Annotated in this window: 19 protein-coding genes and 1 pseudogene; 13 read left to right on the top strand and 7 right to left on the bottom strand. The window is 74.1% G+C overall.

Features of this window, described 5'->3' with window-relative positions; translation table 11 throughout:
- The first annotated feature begins 141 nt into the window (after nucleotides 1-141).
- A complete protein-coding gene (locus ABZ635_RS17600) occupies nucleotides 142-2,448 on the top strand; it encodes a penicillin acylase family protein (protein WP_357765929.1) in 2,307 nt (768 codons plus the stop codon).
- 30 nt (nucleotides 2,449-2,478) lie between these two features.
- Here ABZ635_RS17600 and ABZ635_RS17595 read toward each other — a convergent pair whose 3' ends face one another.
- The gene (locus ABZ635_RS17595) at nucleotides 2,479-3,441 is read right to left on the bottom strand and encodes a YafY family protein (protein WP_357765926.1); all 963 of its coding nucleotides are present in this window, start codon (nucleotides 3,439-3,441) and stop codon (nucleotides 2,479-2,481) included.
- Nucleotides 3,442-3,512: 71 nt separating this feature from the next.
- Between ABZ635_RS17595 and ABZ635_RS17590 the strand changes: the two genes are divergently transcribed.
- Nucleotides 3,513-5,777: an ATP-binding cassette domain-containing protein gene (locus ABZ635_RS17590; RefSeq protein ID WP_357765923.1), complete on the top strand. Its 2,265-nt coding sequence runs from the start codon at nucleotides 3,513-3,515 to the stop codon at nucleotides 5,775-5,777.
- A 38-nt stretch (nucleotides 5,778-5,815) separates the two neighbouring features.
- Here ABZ635_RS17590 and ABZ635_RS17585 read toward each other — a convergent pair whose 3' ends face one another.
- The gene (locus ABZ635_RS17585; RefSeq protein ID WP_357765920.1) at nucleotides 5,816-6,682 is read right to left on the bottom strand and encodes an NAD(P)H-binding protein; all 867 of its coding nucleotides are present in this window, start codon (nucleotides 6,680-6,682) and stop codon (nucleotides 5,816-5,818) included.
- On the opposite strand from ABZ635_RS17585, the gene ABZ635_RS17580 reads away from it, so the two are divergent.
- From ABZ635_RS17580 to ABZ635_RS17565, 4 genes are all read left to right on the top strand, one after another.
- Nucleotides 6,599-7,180 carry a hypothetical protein gene (locus ABZ635_RS17580; RefSeq protein WP_357766039.1) on the top strand — a complete coding sequence of 194 codons (582 nt, stop codon included), beginning with the start codon at nucleotides 6,599-6,601 and terminating at the stop codon, nucleotides 7,178-7,180. The genes ABZ635_RS17585 and ABZ635_RS17580 overlap by 84 nt on opposite strands.
- A gap of 33 nt (nucleotides 7,181-7,213) precedes the next feature.
- Nucleotides 7,214-8,584 carry a PepSY-associated TM helix domain-containing protein gene (locus tag ABZ635_RS17575; protein WP_357765917.1) on the top strand — a complete coding sequence of 457 codons (1,371 nt, stop codon included), beginning with the start codon at nucleotides 7,214-7,216 and terminating at the stop codon, nucleotides 8,582-8,584.
- A gap of 270 nt (nucleotides 8,585-8,854) precedes the next feature.
- Nucleotides 8,855-9,466, top strand: coding sequence for a TetR/AcrR family transcriptional regulator (locus tag ABZ635_RS17570; protein WP_357765914.1), 612 nt, complete (start codon nucleotides 8,855-8,857; stop codon nucleotides 9,464-9,466).
- Nucleotides 9,459-10,073, top strand: coding sequence for a GNAT family N-acetyltransferase (locus ABZ635_RS17565; protein ID WP_357765912.1), 615 nt, complete (start codon nucleotides 9,459-9,461; stop codon nucleotides 10,071-10,073). The genes ABZ635_RS17570 and ABZ635_RS17565 overlap by 8 nt, the downstream gene beginning before the upstream one ends.
- 9 nt (nucleotides 10,074-10,082) lie before the next feature.
- Here the strand turns inward: ABZ635_RS17565 and ABZ635_RS17560 are convergent, their stop codons facing one another.
- From ABZ635_RS17560 to ABZ635_RS17545, 4 genes are all read right to left on the bottom strand, one after another.
- Nucleotides 10,083-10,412, bottom strand: a complete 330-nt coding sequence (locus tag ABZ635_RS17560; RefSeq protein ID WP_357765909.1) for a hypothetical protein — start codon at nucleotides 10,410-10,412, stop codon at nucleotides 10,083-10,085.
- 135 nt (nucleotides 10,413-10,547) lie between these two features.
- Nucleotides 10,548-11,129, bottom strand: a complete 582-nt coding sequence (locus ABZ635_RS17555) for a hypothetical protein (RefSeq protein ID WP_357765906.1) — start codon at nucleotides 11,127-11,129, stop codon at nucleotides 10,548-10,550.
- 118 nt (nucleotides 11,130-11,247) lie between these two features.
- On the bottom strand, nucleotides 11,248-11,925 hold the full coding sequence (locus ABZ635_RS17550) for a response regulator transcription factor (protein ID WP_357766033.1): 678 nt from the start codon (nucleotides 11,923-11,925) through the stop codon (nucleotides 11,248-11,250).
- Nucleotides 11,926-11,966: 41 nt separating this feature from the next.
- Nucleotides 11,967-12,797, bottom strand: coding sequence for a histidine kinase (locus ABZ635_RS17545; protein WP_357765904.1), 831 nt, complete (start codon nucleotides 12,795-12,797; stop codon nucleotides 11,967-11,969).
- Nucleotides 12,798-12,930: 133 nt separating this feature from the next.
- Here ABZ635_RS17545 and ABZ635_RS17540 point away from each other — a divergent pair, with 133 nt between their 5' ends.
- From ABZ635_RS17540 to ABZ635_RS17530, 3 genes are read left to right on the top strand one after another with little or no spacing between them, the layout of a single operon-like run.
- A complete protein-coding gene (locus tag ABZ635_RS17540; RefSeq protein ID WP_357765902.1) occupies nucleotides 12,931-13,644 on the top strand; it encodes an ATP-binding cassette domain-containing protein in 714 nt (237 codons plus the stop codon).
- On the top strand, nucleotides 13,641-14,450 hold the full coding sequence (locus tag ABZ635_RS17535) for an ABC transporter permease (RefSeq protein WP_357765899.1): 810 nt from the start codon (nucleotides 13,641-13,643) through the stop codon (nucleotides 14,448-14,450). The genes ABZ635_RS17540 and ABZ635_RS17535 overlap by 4 nt, the downstream gene beginning before the upstream one ends.
- The gene (locus ABZ635_RS17530) at nucleotides 14,447-15,190 is read left to right on the top strand and encodes an ABC transporter (RefSeq protein WP_357765896.1); all 744 of its coding nucleotides are present in this window, start codon (nucleotides 14,447-14,449) and stop codon (nucleotides 15,188-15,190) included. Before ABZ635_RS17535 ends, ABZ635_RS17530 begins: the two co-directional genes overlap by 4 nt.
- A gap of 43 nt (nucleotides 15,191-15,233) precedes the next feature.
- On the opposite strand, the gene ABZ635_RS17525 is transcribed toward ABZ635_RS17530, so the two are convergent.
- Nucleotides 15,234-16,016 carry a class I SAM-dependent methyltransferase gene (locus tag ABZ635_RS17525; RefSeq protein WP_357765893.1) on the bottom strand — a complete coding sequence of 261 codons (783 nt, stop codon included), beginning with the start codon at nucleotides 16,014-16,016 and terminating at the stop codon, nucleotides 15,234-15,236.
- Nucleotides 16,017-16,197: 181 nt separating this feature from the next.
- On the opposite strand from ABZ635_RS17525, the gene ABZ635_RS17520 reads away from it, so the two are divergent.
- The 4 genes and pseudogenes from ABZ635_RS17520 to ABZ635_RS17505 form a co-directional block, all read left to right on the top strand.
- Entirely contained in the window at nucleotides 16,198-16,584 is a 387-nt protein-coding gene (locus tag ABZ635_RS17520; protein ID WP_357765890.1) for a hypothetical protein, read from the top strand.
- 146 nt (nucleotides 16,585-16,730) lie between these two features.
- Nucleotides 16,731-20,228, top strand: coding sequence for a hypothetical protein (locus ABZ635_RS17515; protein WP_357765886.1), 3,498 nt, complete (start codon nucleotides 16,731-16,733; stop codon nucleotides 20,226-20,228).
- Between the two features lie 136 nt (nucleotides 20,229-20,364).
- The gene (locus ABZ635_RS17510; RefSeq protein WP_357765883.1) at nucleotides 20,365-20,940 is read left to right on the top strand and encodes a snapalysin family zinc-dependent metalloprotease; all 576 of its coding nucleotides are present in this window, start codon (nucleotides 20,365-20,367) and stop codon (nucleotides 20,938-20,940) included.
- Between the two features lie 16 nt (nucleotides 20,941-20,956).
- Nucleotides 20,957-21,052, top strand: a pseudogene (locus tag ABZ635_RS17505) (cytochrome C); the annotation flags it as partial.

Raw genomic sequence — 21,052 nt, 5'->3', positions numbered from 1 at the left:
CCACACCACGCCGATCCTCACCCGCGATCCGCTCGCGACCCGCGCACCGCGCCGTGACCGGCGAACCCCGCCTCTTCCGGATGCCCGGGACCGTGGCGGGTACGAACCACGCGCACCGCCCCCATCCCCCGAGAGGTCCGCATGGAGCACACCCACGTCGTCGACGGACTCGACCGCCCGGTGGAGGTGGTGTACGACCCCTGGGGCGTCCCGCACGTGCGCGCCCGAAGCGCCCACGACGCGTTCGTCGCCCAGGGCTTCACCGCGGCCCGCGATCGCCTGTTCCAGCTCGACCTGTGGCGCCGACGCGGCCTCGGCCTGCTCTCCGAGGTCCTCGGGGAGCGGTACCTGGAGCGTGACCGCGCCGCGCGGCTGTTCCTCTACCGGGGCGACATGGCGGCCGAGTGGGCCTCCTACGGCGAGGACGTCCACGCCACCGCCGTCTCCTTCACGGCCGGGATCAACGCCTACGTCGCCCTCACCGAACGCGAGCCCGGACTGCTCGGCCCCGAGTTCGGCGCGCTCGGGTACCGGCCGAGCCGCTGGCGGCCCGAGGACCTCGCCCGGGTCCGCTCCCACGGGCTCTACGCCAACGTGGAGAAGGAGCTGGCCCGGGCACTCACCCTGCGCGACCTGGGCCCCGAGGCAGAGGACCTGCGCGCGGTCCGCGAACCGGAGGGGCCCCTGAGGGTGCCCGAGGGCCTGGACCTGGACGTGCTCCACCCCGGGGTCCTCGACGTGTACCGGCTGGCGTGCGCCCCGGTGGACCTGTCCGGGTCCGCGACCGTGCCCGTCCCACCCGAACCCGACGGCAGCAACAACTGGGTGATCGGCGGCGAGCGCACCGCCACCGGGCGCCCCATCCTGGCCAACGACCCCCACCGCGCGGTGGGCAGCCCCGCACTGCGCTACCTCACCCACCTGACCTGCCCGGAGTTCGACGTGATCGGCGCGGGCGAGCCCGCCCTGCCCGGGGTGTCCATCGGCCACAACGGGCACGTGGCGTTCGGTCTGACCATCTTCCCGATCGATCAGGAGGACCTGTACGTCTACGAGCTGCACCCCGACGACCCGGGACGGTACCGCCACGGCGGCGGGTGGAGTTCCGTGGAGACCGTCACCGAACGCGTTCCGGTGCGCGGCGGGCCCGACCGCGAGGTAGGGCTGGAGTTCACCGTGCACGGCCCGTTGGTGCGCTCCGACCCCGAAAGCGGCGCCGCCTTCGCGGTGCGCGCCGCCTGGCTGGAACCCGGAATGGCCCCCTACCTGGGCAGTGTCCGGTACATGCGGGCGCCGGACCACCAGGCCTTCCGCGACGCGCTGCGGGTGTGGGGCTCCCCCGGTGAGAACCAGGTGTACGCCGACGCGCGGGGCTACGGCTGGGTCGCCGCGGGCCGGGTGCCCGTGCGCCCGAACTGGGACGGCACCCTGCCCGTGCCCGGCGACGGGAGCCACGAGTGGGCGGGGTACCGCTCGGGAACGGACCTGCCCGCCGTTCACCGGCCGGAACAGGGGTGGTTCGCCTCCGCCAACGAGTACAACACCCACCGCGCGCCCGGCTGGAAGCCGTTCACCGTCACCCGGGACTGGGCGGCTCCGCAACGCTACGAACGCCTCGCCGACGAGCTGTCCGCGCGCTCCGACTGGACCGTGGAGGCCGTCGCCCGCCTCCAGCACGACCACGTGAGCCCGGTCGCCCGCGCCACGCTGGCAGTGCTGGCCGACCTGCGCGCGGACGACCCCTGGGCGGCGCGGGCCCTGCGGCTGCTGGGAGACGGCGCCTGGGACGGGACGATGGCGGTCGACCTGTCCCAGCCCACCCTGTTCGAGCACTGGTTCTCCCAGCGGTTGCGCCCGGCGCTGCTGCGCGAGCGCCTGCGGGACCTGGTCGGCCCCGAACGCGTCGGGGAGGCGGTGCGGGCGCTCCTGCCGGACCCGGACCGGGCCGCCGACCCGCGCGTGACGCTGCGGCTGCTGGAGGAGGCGGCCCGCGACCGACGGGGGCGGGCCCTCGTGGCGCGCTCACTCGGCGCCGCCTACCAGGACCTGGACGGGCGGTTCGGTCCGCCCGGGCCCGCCTGGCACTGGGGCGAGCACCACTTCGCCCGGTTGGACCACCCCCTCGCCGCGCTCCCCGACCCACCGGCGTGGGCCCGGGGACGGCGCGTGCCCCGTCCCGGCAGCGGGGACACCGTGGACCTGACCGCCGCGGACTCCACCGGGCGCCAGTACCACGGGGCGTCCTTCCGGATCGTGGTGGACGTCGGCGACTGGGACCGTTCCCTGGCGGTCAACGCGCCCGGTCAGTCCGGCGACCCCCGCAGCCCCCACCACGACGACCTCACCGACCTGTGGGCGAGCGGCGGCCACTTCCCCCTGCTGTACTCGCGGGCGGCCGTGGACCGCCACCGCGCCCTGACCCTGCGCCTGTTCCCGCCCGCGCGGTGACGAGGGGGACGCGCCCGTCACGCCGTGCCCTCACCCGGCGGCCGCCCGCCCCAGCCGGCCGGCGAGTTCGGCCGCGTGGGCCCGGAACCCCTCCGGCCCCTCCACGGTGAACTCCAGGCCGGTCATCGCCAGCACCAGGGAGATCCACGCGTAGGAGTCCACCCGCGCCGTGTACCGGCTGCGGTCGGGGCCGAGCGCCTCCAGGGAGCCGTCGACCCGGGTCAGACACGCGGCCACCCGGGCCGCATCCGCGTGGAACACCACCGTCACGGTGTGCCGCTCCGGCCCCGCGCCGAACCCCTCCTCCAGGTACGCGGCCAGGTCCTCGGCGGGCAGCTCCCTCGGATCGAAGACGGCACGGGTCGGGGTGACCCCGGTGATCCGGTCCAGCCGGAAGGATCGCCAGTCCTCGCGGTCGCGGTCCCAGGCGAACAGGTACCAGCGCCCCCGCAGCAGGACCAACCGGTAGGGGTCCACCTCCCGGCGCAGCTCCCGCCCGTCGCGGCCCCGGTGCGTCATCCTGATCCGGTGCCCGGCGGCGACCGCCTCCCCCAGCCCGGTGAGCACGTCCACCGGCGTTCCCGGCCACACCCTGCGCCCCGGGTCGACCGCGGCGGCCAGGGTCACGGTCCGGCGGGCCAGGCGCGGGGGCAGCACGCGCTCGATCTTGCCCAGGGCCCGCTCGGCACCCTCCTCGGCCCCCAGCACGCCGCTGAGACCGCCCGCGACCATCCGCAGCCCCAGAGCGACGGTCACCACCTCGTCGTCCTCGAACATCAGCGGCGGCACGGCGTTGCCCGCCACCATGCGGTAGTGGCCCCCGGGGCCGCGCAGGCTCTCGACGGGGTAGCCGAGCGCGCGCAGTCGGTCGACGTCGCGGCGCAGGGACCTCGGGCTGGTGCCCAGGGCGGCGGTCAGGTCCGAGCCGGACCACGCCCGTCCGTTCTGGAGCAGGGAGAGCAGGCGCAGCATGCGCTGACTGGTGTCGGCCATGCCGACATTCTTCCCGACGCCGGGCCAATTGTGGCCGGAAACTGACCACAATGCCTCCTAGCGTGGGCCGCATGGACACCACACCCTCCAACCGACCCGGGATCACCGTGACCGGCGCCCGAGAGAACAACCTCCGAGACGTCGACCTGACCCTGCCCCGCGAACGGCTCACCGTGTTCACCGGGGTGTCCGGTTCGGGCAAGTCGTCCCTGGTGTACGACACCATCGCCGCCGAGTCCCAGCGCCAGCTCAACGAGGCCCACGACAGCTTCACCCGGAGCCGCATGGCGCACCTGGGCGTGCCCGACGCGGACCGACTGGAGAACCTCACCGTGACCGTGGCGGTGGACCAGCGCAGGTTCGGCGGCAACGCCCGCTCGACCCTGGCCACCGCCACCGACCTCGCGCCGCTGATGCGGCTGCTGTTCTCCCGGATCGGTCGTCCCCGAGCGGGCTACTCCCCCGCCTTCTCGTTCAACGACCCGAGCGGCATGTGCCCGGAGTGCGAGGGGCTCGGCCGTGTCCGGCGCGTGGACGCCGACGCCCTGCTGGACGACGCCCTCTCCCTGGACGAGGGCGCCATCCGGCTGCGGACCTTCGCCCCGGGGACCTGGCGGTGGAAGCGCTACGTGCACTCCGGGTTGTTCGACCGCACACTGCCGGTGGGCCGCTTCACCCCCGACGAACGCCGCCTGCTCCTGCACGCGGAGGGGGTGAAGGCACCCCGCGCCGACCCCGAGTTCCCGGTCTCCGGGGTGTTCGAGGGGGTGGTCCCCCGTATCACCCGCAGCCTGCTGGACGCCCCGCTCAAGCCGGGCGACCGCGAGGAGCTGGAACGCGTGGTCCGGCGGGGCCCCTGCCCCGCGTGTGACGGCGCCCGCCTCAACCCGGCCGCCCTGGCCTGCCGGATCGGCCCGCACAACATCGCCGACCTCTACGCTCTGCCGGTGTCCGGCCTGCGCCCGCTCATCGGCGACATCGACGACCCCGAGGTGGCCCCGGTGACCGGGGCACTGCTGGAGCGGCTGCGCGGCCTGGAGGAGGTGGGGCTGGGCTATCTCAGCCTGGACCGGCACTCGGCCACGCTGTCCGGGGGAGAGGCCCAACGGGTACGGCTCGTGCGCCACCTGGGCGGCGCGCTCACCGGACTCACCTACGTGCTCGACGAACCCAGTGCCGGGCTGCACCCGGCCGACGTCCACCGACTCACCGGGCTGTTGCGACGCCTGCGCGACAAGGGCAACACGGTGCTGGTGGTGGAACACGACCCCAACGTGATCGCCGTCGCCGACCACGTGGTGGACCTGGGGCCCGGGGCCGGGGCCGAAGGCGGACGCGTGGTGTACCAGGGGTCGGTGGCGGGGCTGCGGCGCGCCGCCACCCCCACCGGACGCTACCTGCGCCGGCCCCGCGCGGTACGGGCCCGCACCCGTGTCCCGGACGGCGCCGTGTGGGTGCGCGACGCCCGGCTGAACAACCTGCGCGGCATCGACGTGCGCGTGCCCACCGGGGTGCTGACGGCCGTCACCGGCGTCGCGGGGTCGGGCAAGAGCTCACTCGCGCACGGGGAGCTGCCCCGCGCACGACCGGACGCCGTGGTGCTCACACAGAACTCACTACACAGCGGCCCCCGGTCCACACCGGTGACCTACCTGGGGGTCCAGGACGCCCTGAGGTCGCGGTTCGCCCGCGCCAACGGGGTGGGACCGGGCTGGTTCAGCGCCAACTCCACCGGAGCGTGCCCCACCTGCCGGGGGCGCGGGGTCGTCGTCACCGACCTCGCCTTCCTCGACGACGTCGAGACGGAGTGCGAGGGCTGCCACGGACAGAGGTTCAACGACCGCGCGCTGTCGTACACGCTCGACGGTCGCACCATCGCCCAGGTGCTGGAGCTGACGGCGGCCGGAGCCCGGGAGCTGTTCGACGGGGCGCTGCGCGACGCCGCGGAGCGGATGGAACGGGTCGGCCTCGGCTACCTGCGGCTGGGGCAGTCTCTGGACACGCTCTCGGGAGGCGAGCGCCAACGGCTCCGGCTGGCACGGAAGCTGGAGGAGCCCGCGCGGCTGTACGTGCTGGACGAGCCGACGACCGGCCTGCACGGCGGTGACGTGGCCGGGCTGGTCGCCCTGTTCGACCGCATGGTGGACGCCGGGGGCTCGGTGGTGGTCGTGGAGCACCGGATGGACGTCGTGGCCGCCGCCGACCACGTGATCGACCTGGGTCCGGGCGCCGGACACGAGGGCGGCCGGGTGGTGTTCGAGGGGACGCCGGCGCGGCTGGCGGAGGTGGGAAGTGGCGCGACCGCTGACGCCCTGCGCGCCCACCTGGCCGGTTGAGACCGGCGCGGGCGGGACCGCCGGGCGGCGGCGACCGGTCAGCGGAAGGACGCCTCGTGGTCGCGTACCCACTCGGCCAGGCCGCGCGGAGCGTGCCCGGTCACCCGTCCGACCGTGTCCCACACCGGTCGCGGTGCCCGGGACATCGCCGCGTAGGCGGTGACCATGCCCTCGAAGTCGGCCTCGGTCCAGCCCTCGCCCCGCATGTGGGCGCGGAGCTCGTCCGCCGAAACCTCCTCGAAGAGCACCGTACGGCCGAGCGCCTCACCGATGATCCGCACCTGTTCCACCTGGGTGTGCGGCTGCGGACCGCTCAGGTACAGGCGCTCGCCCCGGTGCGAACCGTCCAGCAGCACCCGGACGGTACGCACCGGGGCGATGTCGCGTTCGTGGACCAGGGTGCGGCTCGCGTCGCCGAAGGCCTCGCGCACCACGTCCTCCCGGACCTGGTCGCCCCACTCCAGCAGCGAGGCGGCGAAGCTGGTGCGGCGCAGGAGGGTCCACGCCGCCGCGTGCGGCGAGGCGCTGCCGACGATCACGCGTTCGACGTCGGCGTGCATCTGGTTGACGGGGTCGGCCTGGACCGGCCGGGCGTCGTCGATCCCGGCCGAGGACAGGTACACCAGGTACCGGGCGCGCTCCACCACGGCTTCGATCACCGCTGGGGCGTGCGCGGTGTCCACCCCCGGCCAGACCAGGAACACCGTGTCCACACCGCGCAGGGCCGCCCCGACGCTCACCGGGTCCGTGAGGTCTCCGCGCAGCGCCTCAGCCTCGGGCGGGAGGTCGCGGGCCGCCCCTGGGTCCCGGCGATCATCGCGGTGGCCACCGTGCAGGCTCCCGCCACACTGGCCCCCGGGTTCGTGCTGCTGCCGATCGTGGTAGCCGACGCCTACGCCCCGCACGTGTACGGTCTGGCATTGTCGTGCATGGCCGCGGGCCAACTCCTGGGCGGGGTCCTGGCCGCCCGGTGGACCCCGGCCCGCCCCGGGGCGGTGTCCCTGGCCGGGGTGCTCTGCTTCCCGCTCACGCTGCTGGGGTTGGCGCTGGCCGTGCCAGAGCCCGTGCTGCTGGCGGGCTACTCGGTGACCGGAGCGGGTTTCATGCTCCTCGGCGTGTACTGGTACACCGCCCTGCAACGGGTGATCCCACAGGACCGGCTCAGCGTGGTGATCAGCGTCGACCAGGTGGGCAGCTTCGGCCTCGAACCGCTGGGGTACGCGGTGGCCGGGGCCCTCGCGGAGGCCGTCGGGGCCCGCCCCGTCCTGCTCGGAGCGGCCGCCGTGGGGTTGGTCACCAGCCTGCTACCGCTGTGCGTGCCCGGCGTGAGCCGCCTGGCCGGCCCCCTCCCCCGGACTGACCGCGCCTCCCCGGGAACTCAACGGGCCCCACGGACGACGTGAGTGTCGACCGGGACGGCGACGGCAGGGAGACCCATGGAACCGGCGACCACGACCACACCCCCCACCGGGGCCGGGGCACCCCCCACGAAGAGGGGCGTGTGGGCCCAACTCAGGCCGCTGCTCCTGCGGCTGCACTTCTACGCGGGCGTGCTGGTGGCCCCCTTCGTCCTGGTGGCGACGGTCTCCGGGCTGTTGTACGTGTGGACGCCCCAGCTCGAACAGGCGCTCTACGCCGACCTGCTGCGGGTGCCCGCCGCAGAGGAGTCCCTCCCCCTGGCCGAACAGGTGCGGATCGCCCGGGCCGAGCTGCCCGACGCCAGCGTGCACTCGGTGCGCCCGGCCACCACCCCGGAGGACTCCACGTGGGTGCTCATGGACCTGGCCCGGAACGGTACCGGGGCCCGCACGACGGTCTTCGTCGACCCGCACGCGGGCGAGGTGCTCGGAGTGTCGGAGAGCTACGGAACCAGCGGGGCGCTTCCGGTCCGCACCTGGATCGACCTGCTGCACCGTGAGCTCCACCTGGGCGGGGTGGGACGCCTCTACAGCGAACTCGCGGCGAGCTGGCTGGGGGTGGTCGCGCTGGGCGGCCTGGCCCTGTGGGTGGCGCGTGTGAGGAGCGGCCGCACGCGCCCCGGGCGGGCTGGATCGGGGCGTTCCCGATCAGTCTCCGCACACGCCCTCACCGGCACGTGGATTCTCGTGGGGCTGCTGTTCCTGTCCGCCACCGGTCTGACCTGGTCGCAGTACGCGGGGGCGAACGTCTCCGACCTACGCGAGCGGATGGCGTGGACCACCCCCGCGGTGTCCACGCAGACGGTCTCCGAGAGCCCGGGGGTGGACGTCGGGCCGGACGCGGTTCTGGCCAGCGCCCGGTCCGCCGGGCTCGACGGCCGGGTCACCGTGGACCTGCCCGCCGACCACACCTCCCCCTACGTGGTCACCCAGCTCGAACGCTCCTGGCCCACCCGGGCGGACTCGGTGGCGGTCGCCCAGGACACCGGGGAGGTGGTCGACGTGGTCCGGTTCGAGGACCACCCCCTGATGGCGAAGCTGAGCCGCTGGGGCGTGGACGGACACATGGGCCTGCTCTTCGGGGTCCCCAACCAGCTCGTGCTCACCGCGCTGTGCGGTGCGCTGCTGTGGGTGATCGTCCTGGGCTACCGGATGTGGTGGCGGCGTGGATCTCGGCCCGGCGGGGTACGGGGCCCGGGCAGGCCCTACCCGCGCGGCTCGTTCCCCGCGCTGTCCTGGCCGCTGCGCGCGGCGGTGGCCGTGGTGTGCGCGGCCCTCGGGGCGGCCATGCCCGTGCTGGGGGTCTCGCTGGCGGCCTTCCTCGTAATCGACGCCCTGGTCGCCCTGGTGCGTGGTCGCCTGGGGGCGGGGGGCGGCCGGGTGCGCTGAGGCGGGGTCGGCGCTCGCCCCCTCCCCTGCCGCCCGCGCCCCCGGCTCGGAGAGGCCACCCGCCGGGGCAGCCGCCCGGTGAGGCCCCCGAAGGCGACGACGTGGGCGAACCCCAGGGCTGACTCGCGCGAGGCGGACGCGGTCCGGATCGAGGGCCGGGCGATCCGAGGTCCGCTGGTCGTGGCTGTCCGGGGCCTCCGGGTTCCACCAAGGCGCCGATGCGCTTAGAATGAACATATGTTCATTCTGAAGATCGGGAGTTGAGGCACCGTGCCACGGAGTCCCGAGCAGCACGAGGCGATGCGCGCCGCCACCCGGGAACGCGTGCGGTCCGCCGCCGTGCGCCTGTTCGCGCGCCAGGGGTACGCCGCGGTCAACATGCGGGGCATCGCGGCGGAGGCCGGGATCAGCACCGGCTCCATCTACCGCCACCACGCCACCAAGGAGGAGCTGTTCGACTCGCTGGTCGCCGAGGCGGCCGCCGGGATGGGCGCCGTCGTGGACCTGTTCCGGGGACCGGGCGACCCGGTGGACGCGCTGCGCGCGTTCACCGGAGAGTTCCTGTCGGACCTGTCCGGCGACGGTGACTTCGTCGAGTTCTTCCAGCTGATGCACCAGGCCTTCACACAGGCGAACGGTGCCCCGGCCACCGGCGCCCTGGTCGAGCGCAACACCGAGTTGCTCGCCGCGACCGTCGCGCTCGTCGAGCGGGGTCAGGCCGGGGGCTCCGTTCGGGACGGCTCCGCCGACGAGCTGGCCTCCTGCTACTTCGCCCTGCTGGACGGCCTCGTGTCGATGCGCTCGGCCCTGGGTGAGCGGTGCGTGCTGCCGAGCGCCTCCACGGTGATGGGACTGTTCCTCAGGGAGGGCGACGATGGGTGAGGCGACCGGAGAGACGCGGATCGAGGTCAGGCGCGGCGACGCGTTGGGCGAGGCGTACCGGAGGGCGATCACGGAGGTGTTCGTCGAGGGGTTCGGCGATGACCTGGCGTACTTCTCCAAGGACACGGTCCGCCTCACCGGGGCCGTGGAGCACATGCTGGTTCTGGAACGCTTCCACGTGGCGCTGATCGACGGCCGCCCGGCCGCCCTGGCCAGTCTCACCGAGAGCGGCCAGGAGGCGATCGACCACGACGCGCGCACGCTGCGCCGGCACCTCGGGCCGGTGAAGGGCACCATCGCCGACCGGGTGTTTCGCACCCACTTCCAGGGCGGTTCCGGCGCGGACCGGCCCGGTCGCGCCGAGATCGGGTTCGTCGCCAGCGCCCGGCGCTTCCGCGGCCGGGGCGCGGCCAGGGCCGTGCTCCACCACATCGTCTCCCTTCCCGGCCACGACGAGTTCACGTTGGAGGACATCAAGGACACCAACGCGCCCGCGCTCGGGCTCTACGAGAGCGTCGGCTTCCGCGAGTACCGCAGGCGCCCGGTCCGGCACACGCGGTGGAGCGGTTTCCACGCGTACGTGTCCATGATCCGCGCCCGGGACTGACCCACCGGTTCAGCGGACGGTGACGGCCACGCTACGACCGTCCGGGTCGGTCAGCAGGTGTTCTCCCCGGGCGAGCGGCGGGTCGGTCTCGGCGGCGTCCAGGGCCAGGCGCAGCCCGAGGCCCGCCGTCCGCGTCCCCTCCGCGACCGGGCGGATCTCCAGGACCGGTCCCAGGGGCAGTCGGGTGGTGTAGCGCCCGGCTCCGTGTGAGAGGGCGACGGGCTCCTCACCGAAGGCCAGCCCGAGCGCGTTGTAGAAGTCGCGGCACTCCGTGGCCCGGGACGAGTACAGGACGAGGGCGTCGAGGCTGGCGTGGGTGTCGAAGAGGGGTTCCAGCATGGGCCGTCCCTACGGTTCGAAAGGTGGGGAGAGGGGTGTCCTCGGTTCCAGTCTGGGCGCGGGGCCGGGCGGCCACAAGCGGGGGCCGCCCGGCTGTGGACAACTCCCGCGTCGCCCCCGCGGAGCCCCCGGATGTCACGCATCAGCGCCCCGGCCCCGGGCCCGCCCGCCGGTACCCGCGGCTCCACGCGCCCTCTCCGGAGGGGCGCCATCCCGCCGTCCGCCCCTCCTCCCGCGCACCCGGCGAGCGGTCCGGACGCGGACCGGCGCCGCCGACCGCGCGTAGACCAGGGCGGTCCACGTCAGGAGCACCATCACGGCGACCCCGGCCACCGCGTGGTACCGAGTCCAGTCGGCGCCGACCCCGAAGAACCCTCCGGCGACGATCATCACCACTCCGAATCCGAACGCCACCAGGGTCACGCCCAGCGCCCCCAGCATCAGCGGGCGCGGAACCAGACGGCCCGCCGGAACCACCGTCGCCAGCACCAGCGCGGCGGCGGCCAGTCCCGTGGCCACCGCGCACCACTGCGCCGTCGCCACGTCCATCACGTGTTCGGCGTACCACGCGTGCTCGCTCGCGGAGGGGACCGGCCCGCCCGGGAACCCGAGCCTTCCCTGCACGGCGCGGACCGCCTTGCCCAGCGCGTACCCGAGGAACAGCGCCGCCATGGTGATGGCAGGCCAGCGCGGCCGTGTCTCCGAGGCCCCCGGCATGTCCGATCCCTCCTGGTCGTCCGATGAGGAACTCCAGGATAACCGGCCCCGCCCCGGCTCGGCCTCCCCCGTCAGCGGGAGACGGCTCCCTCCGCCGGGGGACCGCACCCGCGCCGGGTCAGGGCGGGACGACCAGACCGCTGTCGTAGGCCGCGATGACCAGCTGGGCCCGGTCCCGGGCCCCCAGTTTGGCGAGCAGGTTGCCGATGTGGGTCTTGACCGTCCTGACGGAGATGGTGCACTCCTGGGCGATCTCGGTGTTCGACAACCCCCGCGCCACCAGCGCGAGGACCTCGATCTCCCTGCTGGTGAGGTGGTCGAGCCCGTGTACGGGCCCGGTCCCGGGGCTGTACAGGAAGTGCTCCACCACACGGGTGAGGATGCTCGGCGCCAGCAGGGACTCCCCCGCGTGCGTGCGCCGGACCGCCTCGACCAGCTGGTCGGGGTGGGCGTCCTTCAGCAGGAAGCCGCTGGCCCCGGCCCTCAGGGCGGCGTGGACGTACTCGTCGAGCTCGAACATGCTCAGTACCAGCACCCGGGTACGGGTCCGCCCCGCGGCCGCGGTGATCGACCGGGTGGCCTCGATCCCGTCCCCGTCGGGCATGCGGATGTCCATGAGCACGACGTCCGGGTGCAGCGCACCGGTGAGCGCGACCGCCTCGCGTCCGGTCGCCGCCTGACCGACCACGGCCACCCCCGGCGCCGCGTCGATGAGCAGGGAGAGGCTGTGGCGCAGCAGGGGCTGGTCGTCCGCGACGAGCACACGCACGTCGGCGGAGGTCGAACCGGGCGTCACGCGGGCGCCGGGAGCGGTGTCGGGCACCGGGCCCGTCCCGGTCACGCCGTTTCCGGGTCGGGGAGTCGCGCGGTGACCGCGAACCCGGGCCCCTCCGGCCCCGTGCTGAGGGTCCCATCGAGGGCACGGACGCGTTCGCGCAGACCGACCAGGCCGAATCCGGCTCCGGGGCGCGGCACCCACCCCCGGGCCGGGCCGTCGTCGACCACCGTGACCATGACGGAACGGTCCTCGCGACGCACGGCCACGCGAGCGGCGGTGGGACCCGCGTGCCGGGCCGAGTTGTCCAGGGCCTCCCGGACGACGGAGCACACGGTGAGCTGGACACCGGGCGACACGGTACCGGTGCCGGGCGGGTCCGGTGTCACGTCCAGCGCGGCGTCCAGTCCCCGTTCCCGTGCGGCCAGGATGATCCCGGGAAGGGCGTCAAGTGTCTCGGCGGGTCGCACCGGAGCCGCGGGGTCGGTGGAGCGCAGCACGGTGAGCATGCGCCTGAGCTCGGTGGTGGTGCGACGGCTAACCTCCTCGATATCGGCCAACGCGCCGACCCGCTCCCGTTCACCGGAAGGCCCCTCCGTCCTGGCAGCCGCGGCCGCCCGCACTGTGACGGTCCCCAGTCCGTGGGAGACCAGGTCGTGCAGGTCGTGGGCGATGCGAAGGCGCTCCCGCTGCACCACTCGCTCACCCGCCCAGAGTTCGAGGCGCCGTTCGTGCTCCCGACGTTCGCGCCGTGAGCGCGACACCGTCCACACCGTCACTCCGGTGGCCAGGGCGGCGACGGCGGACATGAGGGAGAGCACCGCGGTGCCGCCGACGGACAGGGCGGGGAGCAGCCACGTGCGGGGGGTTCGGGGCGGTCCGGGGATATCCACCGTCCCGATTATAGGAACGGGCGCCGCGGACGGCATCGGCCCGTGGTCCGAGGGACCCGGGGCCGACCCGCGACTCGGGGTCCGGTCCCCGGACCGATGACCGCGGGCCGGGCGCGCTGCTTGCATGGCGGTCATGCTCACCCTGGAGAACATCACCAAGCGGCGCGGGAACCGCGTCATCCTGTCCGACGTGACCTTCCGTGCCGGACCGGGCCGGGTCACCGCCCTGCTCGGCCCCAATGGCGCGGGTAAGTCCTCGTCGCTGCGCATCCTGCTGGGCCTCGACCGGCCCACCTCCGGCACCGCGCTGGTCGACGGACGCCCCTACGCCTCGCTGCGGGCGCCGCTGCACACCGTGGGCGCCCTGCTCGACGGCGCGTCGGCGGTACCCGAGCGCCGGGGCGTGGACCACCTGCGGTGGCTGGCGCACTCCCACCGCCTCCCGGCCCGACACGTCGACGAGGCGCTGGCCACGGTCGGGCTCACCGACGCGGCCCGCAGGAGGGTGGGACGGTACTCGCTGGGGATGCGGCAACGGCTCGGTCTGGCGGCCGCGCTGCTGGGGCGGCAGCGCGCGCTGGTGCTGGACGAACCGGTGAACGGACTCGATCCGGAGGGCATCCGCACCGTCCGCACGTACCTGCGCGACTACGCCGCCCAAGGGAACACCGTGCTGGTCTCCAGTCACCTCATGAACGAGGTGGAGGAGGTCGCGGACGACGTGGTGATCATCGACCGGGGCCAGGTCATCGCCGACGGACCGCTGGCCGAGGTCAGCGCCGGGCACGGCTCACTGGAGGAGGCGTTCTTCGCGCTCACCGGCGGATCGTCCGGGAGGAAGTGGTGAGCGTCGTGTCCGTCGTCCGTTCGGAGCTGACCAAGACCGTCACCCTGCCCAGCGTCCTCGGGGTCACCGGTGCCCTGGCCGTCCTCGCCGTCCTCTTCCAGTTTCAGGCGCTGGCGTCCATGCGGGAGGTCCTGGAGACCGTGGACGGTCACGGCGACCACTGGTGGTACGGCAGACCGGTCCCCGCCGACCTCGACATCCTCGCGTCCATGGGCGCCGGTGTGTTCAACCCCGGCATCTTCTTCCCCGTCCTGGGCGCGGCCGTCGCGGGTGCCGAATTCCGCTCAGGACACCTGGGACTGAGTGTGCTGGCCGTGCCCTCTCGGGTGCGCCTGGCCCTGGCCAAGTGCGCGGCCACCGGCCTGTACGCCCTCGCGTGCGCGCTGGTCATCGCCGCGCTCTCCCTGATCTTCGCCCACCTCGCCGTGCGGGACTGGCAGCCGGACCTCGTCTGGCGGGCGGAGTCGCTGGCCTGGATCGGCGGGGCGGTGCTGTTGCTCGTCGTCATCACGACGGTCGCGTTCGCCGTCACCCTGATCGCCCGCCGGATGCTGTTCGGCGTGCTCCTCATGGGCGGCTTCCTCGTCCTCACCCTCACACAGGCGCTTTCGGCCGTCGCCCCGGGCCTGGACGCCCTCACCCCGTTCAGTGCGGGGCGCAACCTCCTGCTCCAGAGCGAGGGGCTGGACCTGGGAGGACCGCCGTTCAGCTCGTCGCCGTCGACGGGCGGGGTCGTCCTGCTCGCCTGGCTGGTCGTGACCGTCGCGGCCGCCGCGCTGGTCCTGTACAGGAGGGACGCCCGATGAGCGCACCGCCCGAGACGCTCCCCCCTCGTCTGCGCGACGCGGTGCGAGCGGAGACCACCAAGATCCTCCCGGTCACCTGGCTCGCGCTGTCCGGGACCCTGGCCGCCAACACCCTCTTCGCGGTGCTGGCCACCGTCGACGGGCTGCGGTTCGGCATCGGTGACGACGTGGCGCCGCTGTCGGCGTTCGCCGTGGTGATGTTCGCGCCCGTCCACGTGTTCCTCCTCCTGCCGCTGCACGCCGTGGGGAGCGAGTTCCGGGAGGGGCAGCTGCGCACGACCCTGGCCGCCGTACCGTGGCGCGGCCGACTCGCCCTCGCCAAGTTCCTAGCCACGGGTGCGGTCGTCGTCCCGGCGGCGGTCGCGGTCCTGCTGCCCGGCCGGACGGTCCTCGCCCTCGCGCAGGACGCGGGCGCGGGCGCGGTCCTGGCGGACACCGGCCGCTGGGTGCTCGCCTACGCCATGGTGTCGGCCGTCGCCCTCGGGCTGGCCGCCCTCATGCGCGGGACCGCCGCGCCGCTGACCGTCCTGGTGGGGGTCTCCGTGTTCGCGGGCGGCGGCTTCCTCCAGTGGCCGGAGGGGGTCCGCCTGCTGCCGGACCAGGCCGCCATGAGCCTGCTGGGCACACCCGCGTTCGAGGTCACCGAGCTCGCGCCCGGGGTCGCCGCCGTGGTGCTGGTGGTGTGGGCGGCGGTGTCCTGCGCGGTGTACGCGGGCTGCGTCGTCCGGCGCGACGCGTGAGGGGCCCGAACGGAGCCAGCGGATGCCGGGGCCCGGTTCGCGGCTACCCCCGGCCGGGCAGCCGGTAGACCGACACGTGTGAGCGGGAGTCACCGGTGAACGGGGTTCCGTGCCAGTCGGCGTGCCTGGACTCCAGCGCGAAACCGGCCATCCGGGCCATCAGGTCGAGCTCGGCGGGCCAGACGTAGCGCTGTCGCACACGGATCACGGAGGGCTCGCGATCGGCTCCGAACCTGATGTGGTGCGAGACCAGGTGCTGGTGTTCGAGGTCGAAGGTGTCCAGCCCCACGTACCCCTCATCGCGGGCGAACACCAGTCCGTCCTGGCCGGGAGGGAGCCGCCGCAGTTCGGGCACGCCGAGCTCCACCACGAACCGGCCGCCGGACCCCAGGTGTGCGGCAGCGTTGGCGAAGCACCGGACCTGCTCGTCCTGGGTGAGCAGGTTGGAGATGGTGTTGTAGACCAGGTACACGAGGGTGAAGTCGCCGGGGACCCGGGTGGTGGCCATGTCGCCGACCAGTACCGGGACGGTGTCCTCGTCGGCCCTGGCGCGGAGCAGGTCGACCATCGCCGGAGAGAGTTCCACGCCGGTGACCGGAACCCCCCGGGCGGCCAGCGGCACCGCGATCCGCCCGGTACCCGCCGCGAACTCCAGCGCCTGGCCGCTCCCGGCGAGCGCGGCCAGGCGCGCCACCACCGGTTCGACCTCCTCGGGCGCGAACACGCCCTCGCCCGGGGTGTCGTAGGAACGGGCCATCTCGGCGTCCCACACCGCGGAGGGCTCGGACGCGTCTGGAGGGGCGGGTACCGCTGAGGAGTCCGTCATCCGGGCACCGTAGCCCGCCCCACCTCCCCGCGCCAGGGGATTCCTGGGGCCGGGTGGGTCGTCCGACGGCCCCGGGCCGGGGCGGGCGCGGACCCGCGACCGCTCGGGGACGCCCGCCCCGCAGGGGAGCACGCACGGAGTGAGGGGGCGCAGCCCCTCCCGGTACTGCCATCATGACGGTATGGACAAGGGACGCTGGGTCGTGGTGGTCACGTGTGCGGTCGTCGCGGTGCTCTGCGCGGCACTGGTCCTGCTCCAGTGGGAGCAGGCCAACCGTCTGGCCACGTCCGCCTCGGCGCTGGCCGGGCTGGCCGCCGTCGGGGTGGCGGTGTGGGCGGCGCTGCGTCCCGGTCAGGCGCGGACCACCGGGGGCGTCACGGTGCGGGACAGCGGGACGGCCCGGGCCGACGGAGGCGGCCGGGCGACCAGCGGGGTCCGACTCCCCGGCCGCCGGGAATCCCGTGACCTGCGGGTACGGGGCAGCGGCGACGCCATCGCCTCGGGTGACGGCGAGGCCGTGAGCGGCATCGACCAGCGCGGTCCGGCCGAAGACGAGCCGCGCACGTGACGGCGTGGTCCGGGAGGCGACGGGGACCCTCCGCGCGCGGGACCGGCGACGCCACGGCCTCCTCCGGTTCCTACGCCAACACCGGGATCCACGTCGGCGACGTCCACCAACAGGCCGCGCCGACGCCCTCCCCCTACCATTACCAGGTGCGCAGGATCCGCCCCGAGACGCTGGAGGACCGCGACGGGGAACTGCGGCAAATGGCGGACTTCTGCACGCGCGCGGTCCCCGCCGACGCACCCGAGCACGAGAGGTGGCTGTGGTGGCAGGGCCCGGCGTGGTCCGGCAAGACCGCCCTGATGTCCTGGTGCGCGCTCGATCCGCCCCCGGGCGTCACCGTCGTCTCGTTCTTCGTCACCGCGCGCTTCGAGGGACAGAGCGACCGGTCGGCCTTCGCGGAGGAGGTGCTGCACCAGCTGTCGGACATCGCGGGGGAACCGTTCCCCACCCACGTGAGGGCGGGGAACCGGGAGGCCTACCTGCACCAGTACCTGGACCTGGCCGCCCACCGCTGCCGGAGCCGGGGGGAACGCCTCGTCCTGGTTCTGGACGGCCTCGACGAGGACCGCGGGATGACCGCCGGTCCGGACGCCCACAGCATCGCGTCGGTCCTGCCGGCCCGGCTCCCGGTGGAGACCTGCGTGATCGTGTCGGGGCGGCTCAACCCGCCCCTCCCCGGGGACGTCCCGGACGACCATCCCTTGCGCGACGCCCGCGTGGTGCGGCCCCTGCGCCCCTCGCCGCGCGCCGAGGTGATCCGGAACGAGGCCAACCGCGAGCTCAAGTACCTGCTGGAGGGCGAGGCGGAGCGCGACCTCCTCGGGTTCGTCGCGGCCGCCGGTGGCGGCCTGTCCGAGGAGGACCTCGCGGAGCTGACCGACCTGGCCCCCGCGCGGCTGCGCGACCTGTTGTCCGCCGTGACCGGACGCTCCTTCTCCCGGCGCTCGCACTCCTACGTGCACCGCGCCGAACCCGAGGTGCTGATCCTGGGGCACGAGGAACTCCAGAGAGCGGTCGTCGACCACCTGGGGGCACGGAGGCTGGCCGACCACCGGCGGCGGCTCCACCTCTGGGCCGACCAGTGGCGCCGGAGGGGGTGGCCCGAGAGCACCCCCGGATATCTGCTGCGGGGCTACTTCCGGCTACTCGAGGCCACCGGTGACACGGAACGCGCGGTCGCCCTGGCGCTGGACCAGAAGCGGTCCGAGCGGCTGATCCAGGTGACCGGGGGAACCCACGAGGCGCGCACGGAGATCCTGGCCGCACAGCACCGGGTCGCGGGCGGTGACGCGGTCGACCTCGTGGCGATGCTCCGACTGACCCTCGCGTACCAGCAGGTCAGCCGACTTCTCTACGTTCCCGAAGGACTTCCCTGCCTCTGGGTGCGGCTCGGCGAACCCGAACGGGCCATCGCCCTGGCCCTGTCGGCGACGAGCGAGATGGAGCCGTCCCGGTTCCTCGCCGAGGTCGGCCACGCCCTAGTGGACCACGGCGACCGCGCACGGGCGGCGAGGGTCACCCGTCAGATCGAGAACACCGCCCGCACCGCGAGAAGCTCGCTCGACCGGCGGTTCTGTCTCATCGACGCGATCCACCTGCGCCTCCGTCTGGGCGATCCGGACCGGGCGCTCCCGCTTCTCGACGAGATCCGGGACCGGAAGGGAAGGGTGAAGGCCCTCGGACTCATCGCCTCGGCACTCGTCGAAAACGGAGAGGAGCGGCGCGGAGCACGGGTCATGGAACGAGCGCGGGCTCTGGTGGAGGCGGCGAGCACCACCACCGACCGCGTCGGCCTCATCACCGAACTGGCGGAGGCGCTCGTCGGCGTCGACGACCGGAACGACGTCCCCGACCCCGCCGGCCGCGAGCGCGCCATGGCGTTGGCCCGGGAGGCGGAGCACCTCGCCTGGGATCTGCCCCGCTCCGTCGCGCGCACCGCGTCGCTCTCCAATGTCCTCCGGCTCCACCTCACCCTCCGGGACCAGGACGCGGCCGACGCGCTGCACTCCCGCATGGGCAAGGCGGTGACTCCGTGGGCGCTGACCGCGATGGTGCGGTCCCGTATCTCGCGGCACGAACTGGAACACGCGGAGGCCACGGCACGCGCCTCCGAGGAGGACCGGCGCTCCGACCTCGTCCTGGTGGCCCTGGCGTACGTCCAAGAAGGCGATTGGCACTCAGCGGCGGCCGTGGCCCACGACGTGAAGGACGTCGAGGCCCAGGCCTTCGTCTGGCAGCTCCTGGCCGTCGTCGCCCACACCGGCGCCGCGGCCCCGGAGGCGTCGGCGTCCGCGCTCGCACGGTTGCGCGCCCTGGCGGACCGGGACGGCGGAGCCGATGGCCCCGGGACGTTCCTCCCGCTGCACACGGCCCTCGTCGCGCTCGACCTCCCCCTCCCCCGGGCTCCGCGGATCGCCGAGGCACAGGCCAGGGCCCCCGAGTCGCTGCACCTCATGGAAATCCTGGGGGCCCTGCTCGACCACCTGGTCGCACACGGCCTGGCCACGCGGGCCGAGAGCATCGTGGACCTGTTCGTCGACGACCTCGACCGGGCCTATCTCCTCGGCCGCGTCGCGGCGGAGCTCCACGGCAGGGGGGAGACACGGCGGGCCCGATCCGTGGCCGCCCGGGCCGAGAGCCTCGCCTGGTCGACCCTCACCCCCGTTCCGAGCACCCTGCGTCTCCTGGAACAGGTCGCGCGGGTGGCCGCGCCGGCCCCCGAACGGGCCTCCGCACTCGCCGACCACCTGGAGACCCTGCTGCACCGTATGGACGACGCCGGCGGGCTCCCCGCCGCGACATCGTTGGTGGAGCGGTGGAGGCAGCTCGCGCGAACCGGTCCGCGCGAGACGTCCGCCGAACCGCCGTCGGCCCGCACCGGTGAAGGATCCCCGACCACCGCGGAGGCCCTGGTGCCCGCACACCTCCGGCAAGCCCGGACGCACCTCGTGGAGGTCCTGCGGGCCTCCTCCGAAGCGGCGGATGCGCGTCGGGTGCGCGCGGTGCTCGCTGCCCTGGACTCGCTGGCGGTGTTCCCCGAGGCCCGGTTCCACTCCGGGGAGGAGGACCGGCTCCGCGTCGTCGCCCTCGCCCGCTCCGGCGATGTCGCCGGAGCGTACGCGCTGGCCTACCGCCAGGCCGACGAAACCCGTTCGAAGGCCCTGGGGCTGGAGGTCGCCCGCGCGGGCGACCTCGGCCCCCTCCGGGACCTTCCCTCAGACGGTGGCCACGCGCACGAGTGGCTCCACCTGCTCGCCTGTACCGCCAAGGGGCTGGCCGTGCTCGGTGAGAGGGAGCGGGCGGCGGACCTGGTCGAGGAGGTGGAGGAGAGGTGCGCGGAGGTCGACCACGGCTCCTGGCACGACCGGATCCTGGCGGTGGCGGCGGAGGCACTCGGCCATCTCGGTGAGACCGCCCGCGCCGAGGACGTCCTCTCCCGTGTCCCCGACTCCCGGGGCAAGGGCGAGGCGCTCCTGTCGATCTCCGCCGGTGCCCCGGCCGACCGACGGCGTCGGCTCGTCGCCCGGGCCCTGACCACCGAGAGCTGGGAGAAGGCCCTGCCAGCGACCCTGGAGCTGGAGCCGGAACTGGTGACCGCGCTCCTGGACGACCTCGTAGCCCACCTGGACGCGGCGGGTCCCTGAGCCCCGCCGCTCCCGAGCGCGCTGCGCGATCCTAGCGTCGTGCACTCCTTGTGGGGACGGATCACCACGCATAGCATCACCGCGACCCCACCGGGTCACGAAGATCATCAGCACCCTCACCCCCCAGGGAGACCCCATGCTGAGACGCGTCCTGACACCCCTCCTGGTCGCGCTGAGCGCGCTGGCGCTGACGCTGGTGGGCACCGCACCGGCCGGCGCGGCGTCCACCGAGCAGTCCCTCCGGCAGAACCCCACCGTCCTGTACTACGACGCCAGCCAGGCCGCCGAGTTCACCTCGGTCGTCGCCTCGGCCGCCGACGTGTGGAACTCCAGCGTCGACAACGTCCGTCTGGAGCCCGCCCCCGCCGGGCGGCGCGCCGAGATCCGCGTGATCACCGACGACGGCTGGCCGCGCGCCCACCTGGGGCCGGTCCGTCCGGGCGGTCAGGTCACCGTCTGGATGGGCCGCCAGGGCACCGCCGAGGGGCACGACCCGCTGCGGATCGCCGCGCACGAGCTCGGCCACAGCCTGGGGCTGCCCGACGCCAAGCCCGGCCCGTGCTCCTCCCTCATGTCGGGTTCGACCGGCGGTGTGGGCTGCGCCAACGCCCAGCCCAACGCCGCCGAGCGGGCCAGGGTCGAGGCCCTCTACGGTGGCGGCCCGGCCGGTCTGGTCGGCGCTGACGGACAGATCGTGGTCGACCGCCACTAGCGACGCGGGGGTCCGGGTCGACTTCCAGGTCAGCACCGGCCGTATGCCGTCGATGGACCCGGACAGCCAGATGCCGCGCAAGCCGATGGCCATGTCCGAACAGGATCTGGCG

Source organism: Nocardiopsis sp. NPDC007018, from assembly GCF_040635075.1.
In the GTDB taxonomy this organism is placed as follows: Bacteria; Actinomycetota; Actinomycetes; order Streptosporangiales; family Streptosporangiaceae; genus Nocardiopsis.
The sequence above is the reverse complement of the archived record's forward strand: the minus strand, read 5'-3'. Positions and strand labels throughout refer to the sequence as shown.

Bases quoted from the DNA above. Each gene is read 5' to 3' on its own strand.
- ABZ635_RS17600 (WP_357765929.1), top strand. From the start codon at position 142: ATGGAGCACACCCACGTCGTCGACGGACTCGACCGCCCGGTGGAGGTG.
- ABZ635_RS17595 (WP_357765926.1), bottom strand. From the start codon at position 3,441: ATGGCCGACACCAGTCAGCGCATGCTGCGCCTGCTCTCCCTGCTCCAG.
- ABZ635_RS17590 (WP_357765923.1), top strand. From the start codon at position 3,513: ATGGACACCACACCCTCCAACCGACCCGGGATCACCGTGACCGGCGCC.
- ABZ635_RS17575 (WP_357765917.1), top strand. From the start codon at position 7,214: ATGGAACCGGCGACCACGACCACACCCCCCACCGGGGCCGGGGCACCC.
- ABZ635_RS17565 (WP_357765912.1), top strand. From the start codon at position 9,459: ATGGGTGAGGCGACCGGAGAGACGCGGATCGAGGTCAGGCGCGGCGAC.
- ABZ635_RS17560 (WP_357765909.1), bottom strand. From the start codon at position 10,412: ATGCTGGAACCCCTCTTCGACACCCACGCCAGCCTCGACGCCCTCGTC.
- ABZ635_RS17555 (WP_357765906.1), bottom strand. From the start codon at position 11,129: ATGCCGGGGGCCTCGGAGACACGGCCGCGCTGGCCTGCCATCACCATG.
- ABZ635_RS17540 (WP_357765902.1), top strand. From the start codon at position 12,931: ATGCTCACCCTGGAGAACATCACCAAGCGGCGCGGGAACCGCGTCATC.
- ABZ635_RS17530 (WP_357765896.1), top strand. From the start codon at position 14,447: ATGAGCGCACCGCCCGAGACGCTCCCCCCTCGTCTGCGCGACGCGGTG.
- ABZ635_RS17525 (WP_357765893.1), bottom strand. From the start codon at position 16,016: ATGACGGACTCCTCAGCGGTACCCGCCCCTCCAGACGCGTCCGAGCCC.
- ABZ635_RS17520 (WP_357765890.1), top strand. From the start codon at position 16,198: ATGGACAAGGGACGCTGGGTCGTGGTGGTCACGTGTGCGGTCGTCGCG.
- ABZ635_RS17510 (WP_357765883.1), top strand. From the start codon at position 20,365: ATGCTGAGACGCGTCCTGACACCCCTCCTGGTCGCGCTGAGCGCGCTG.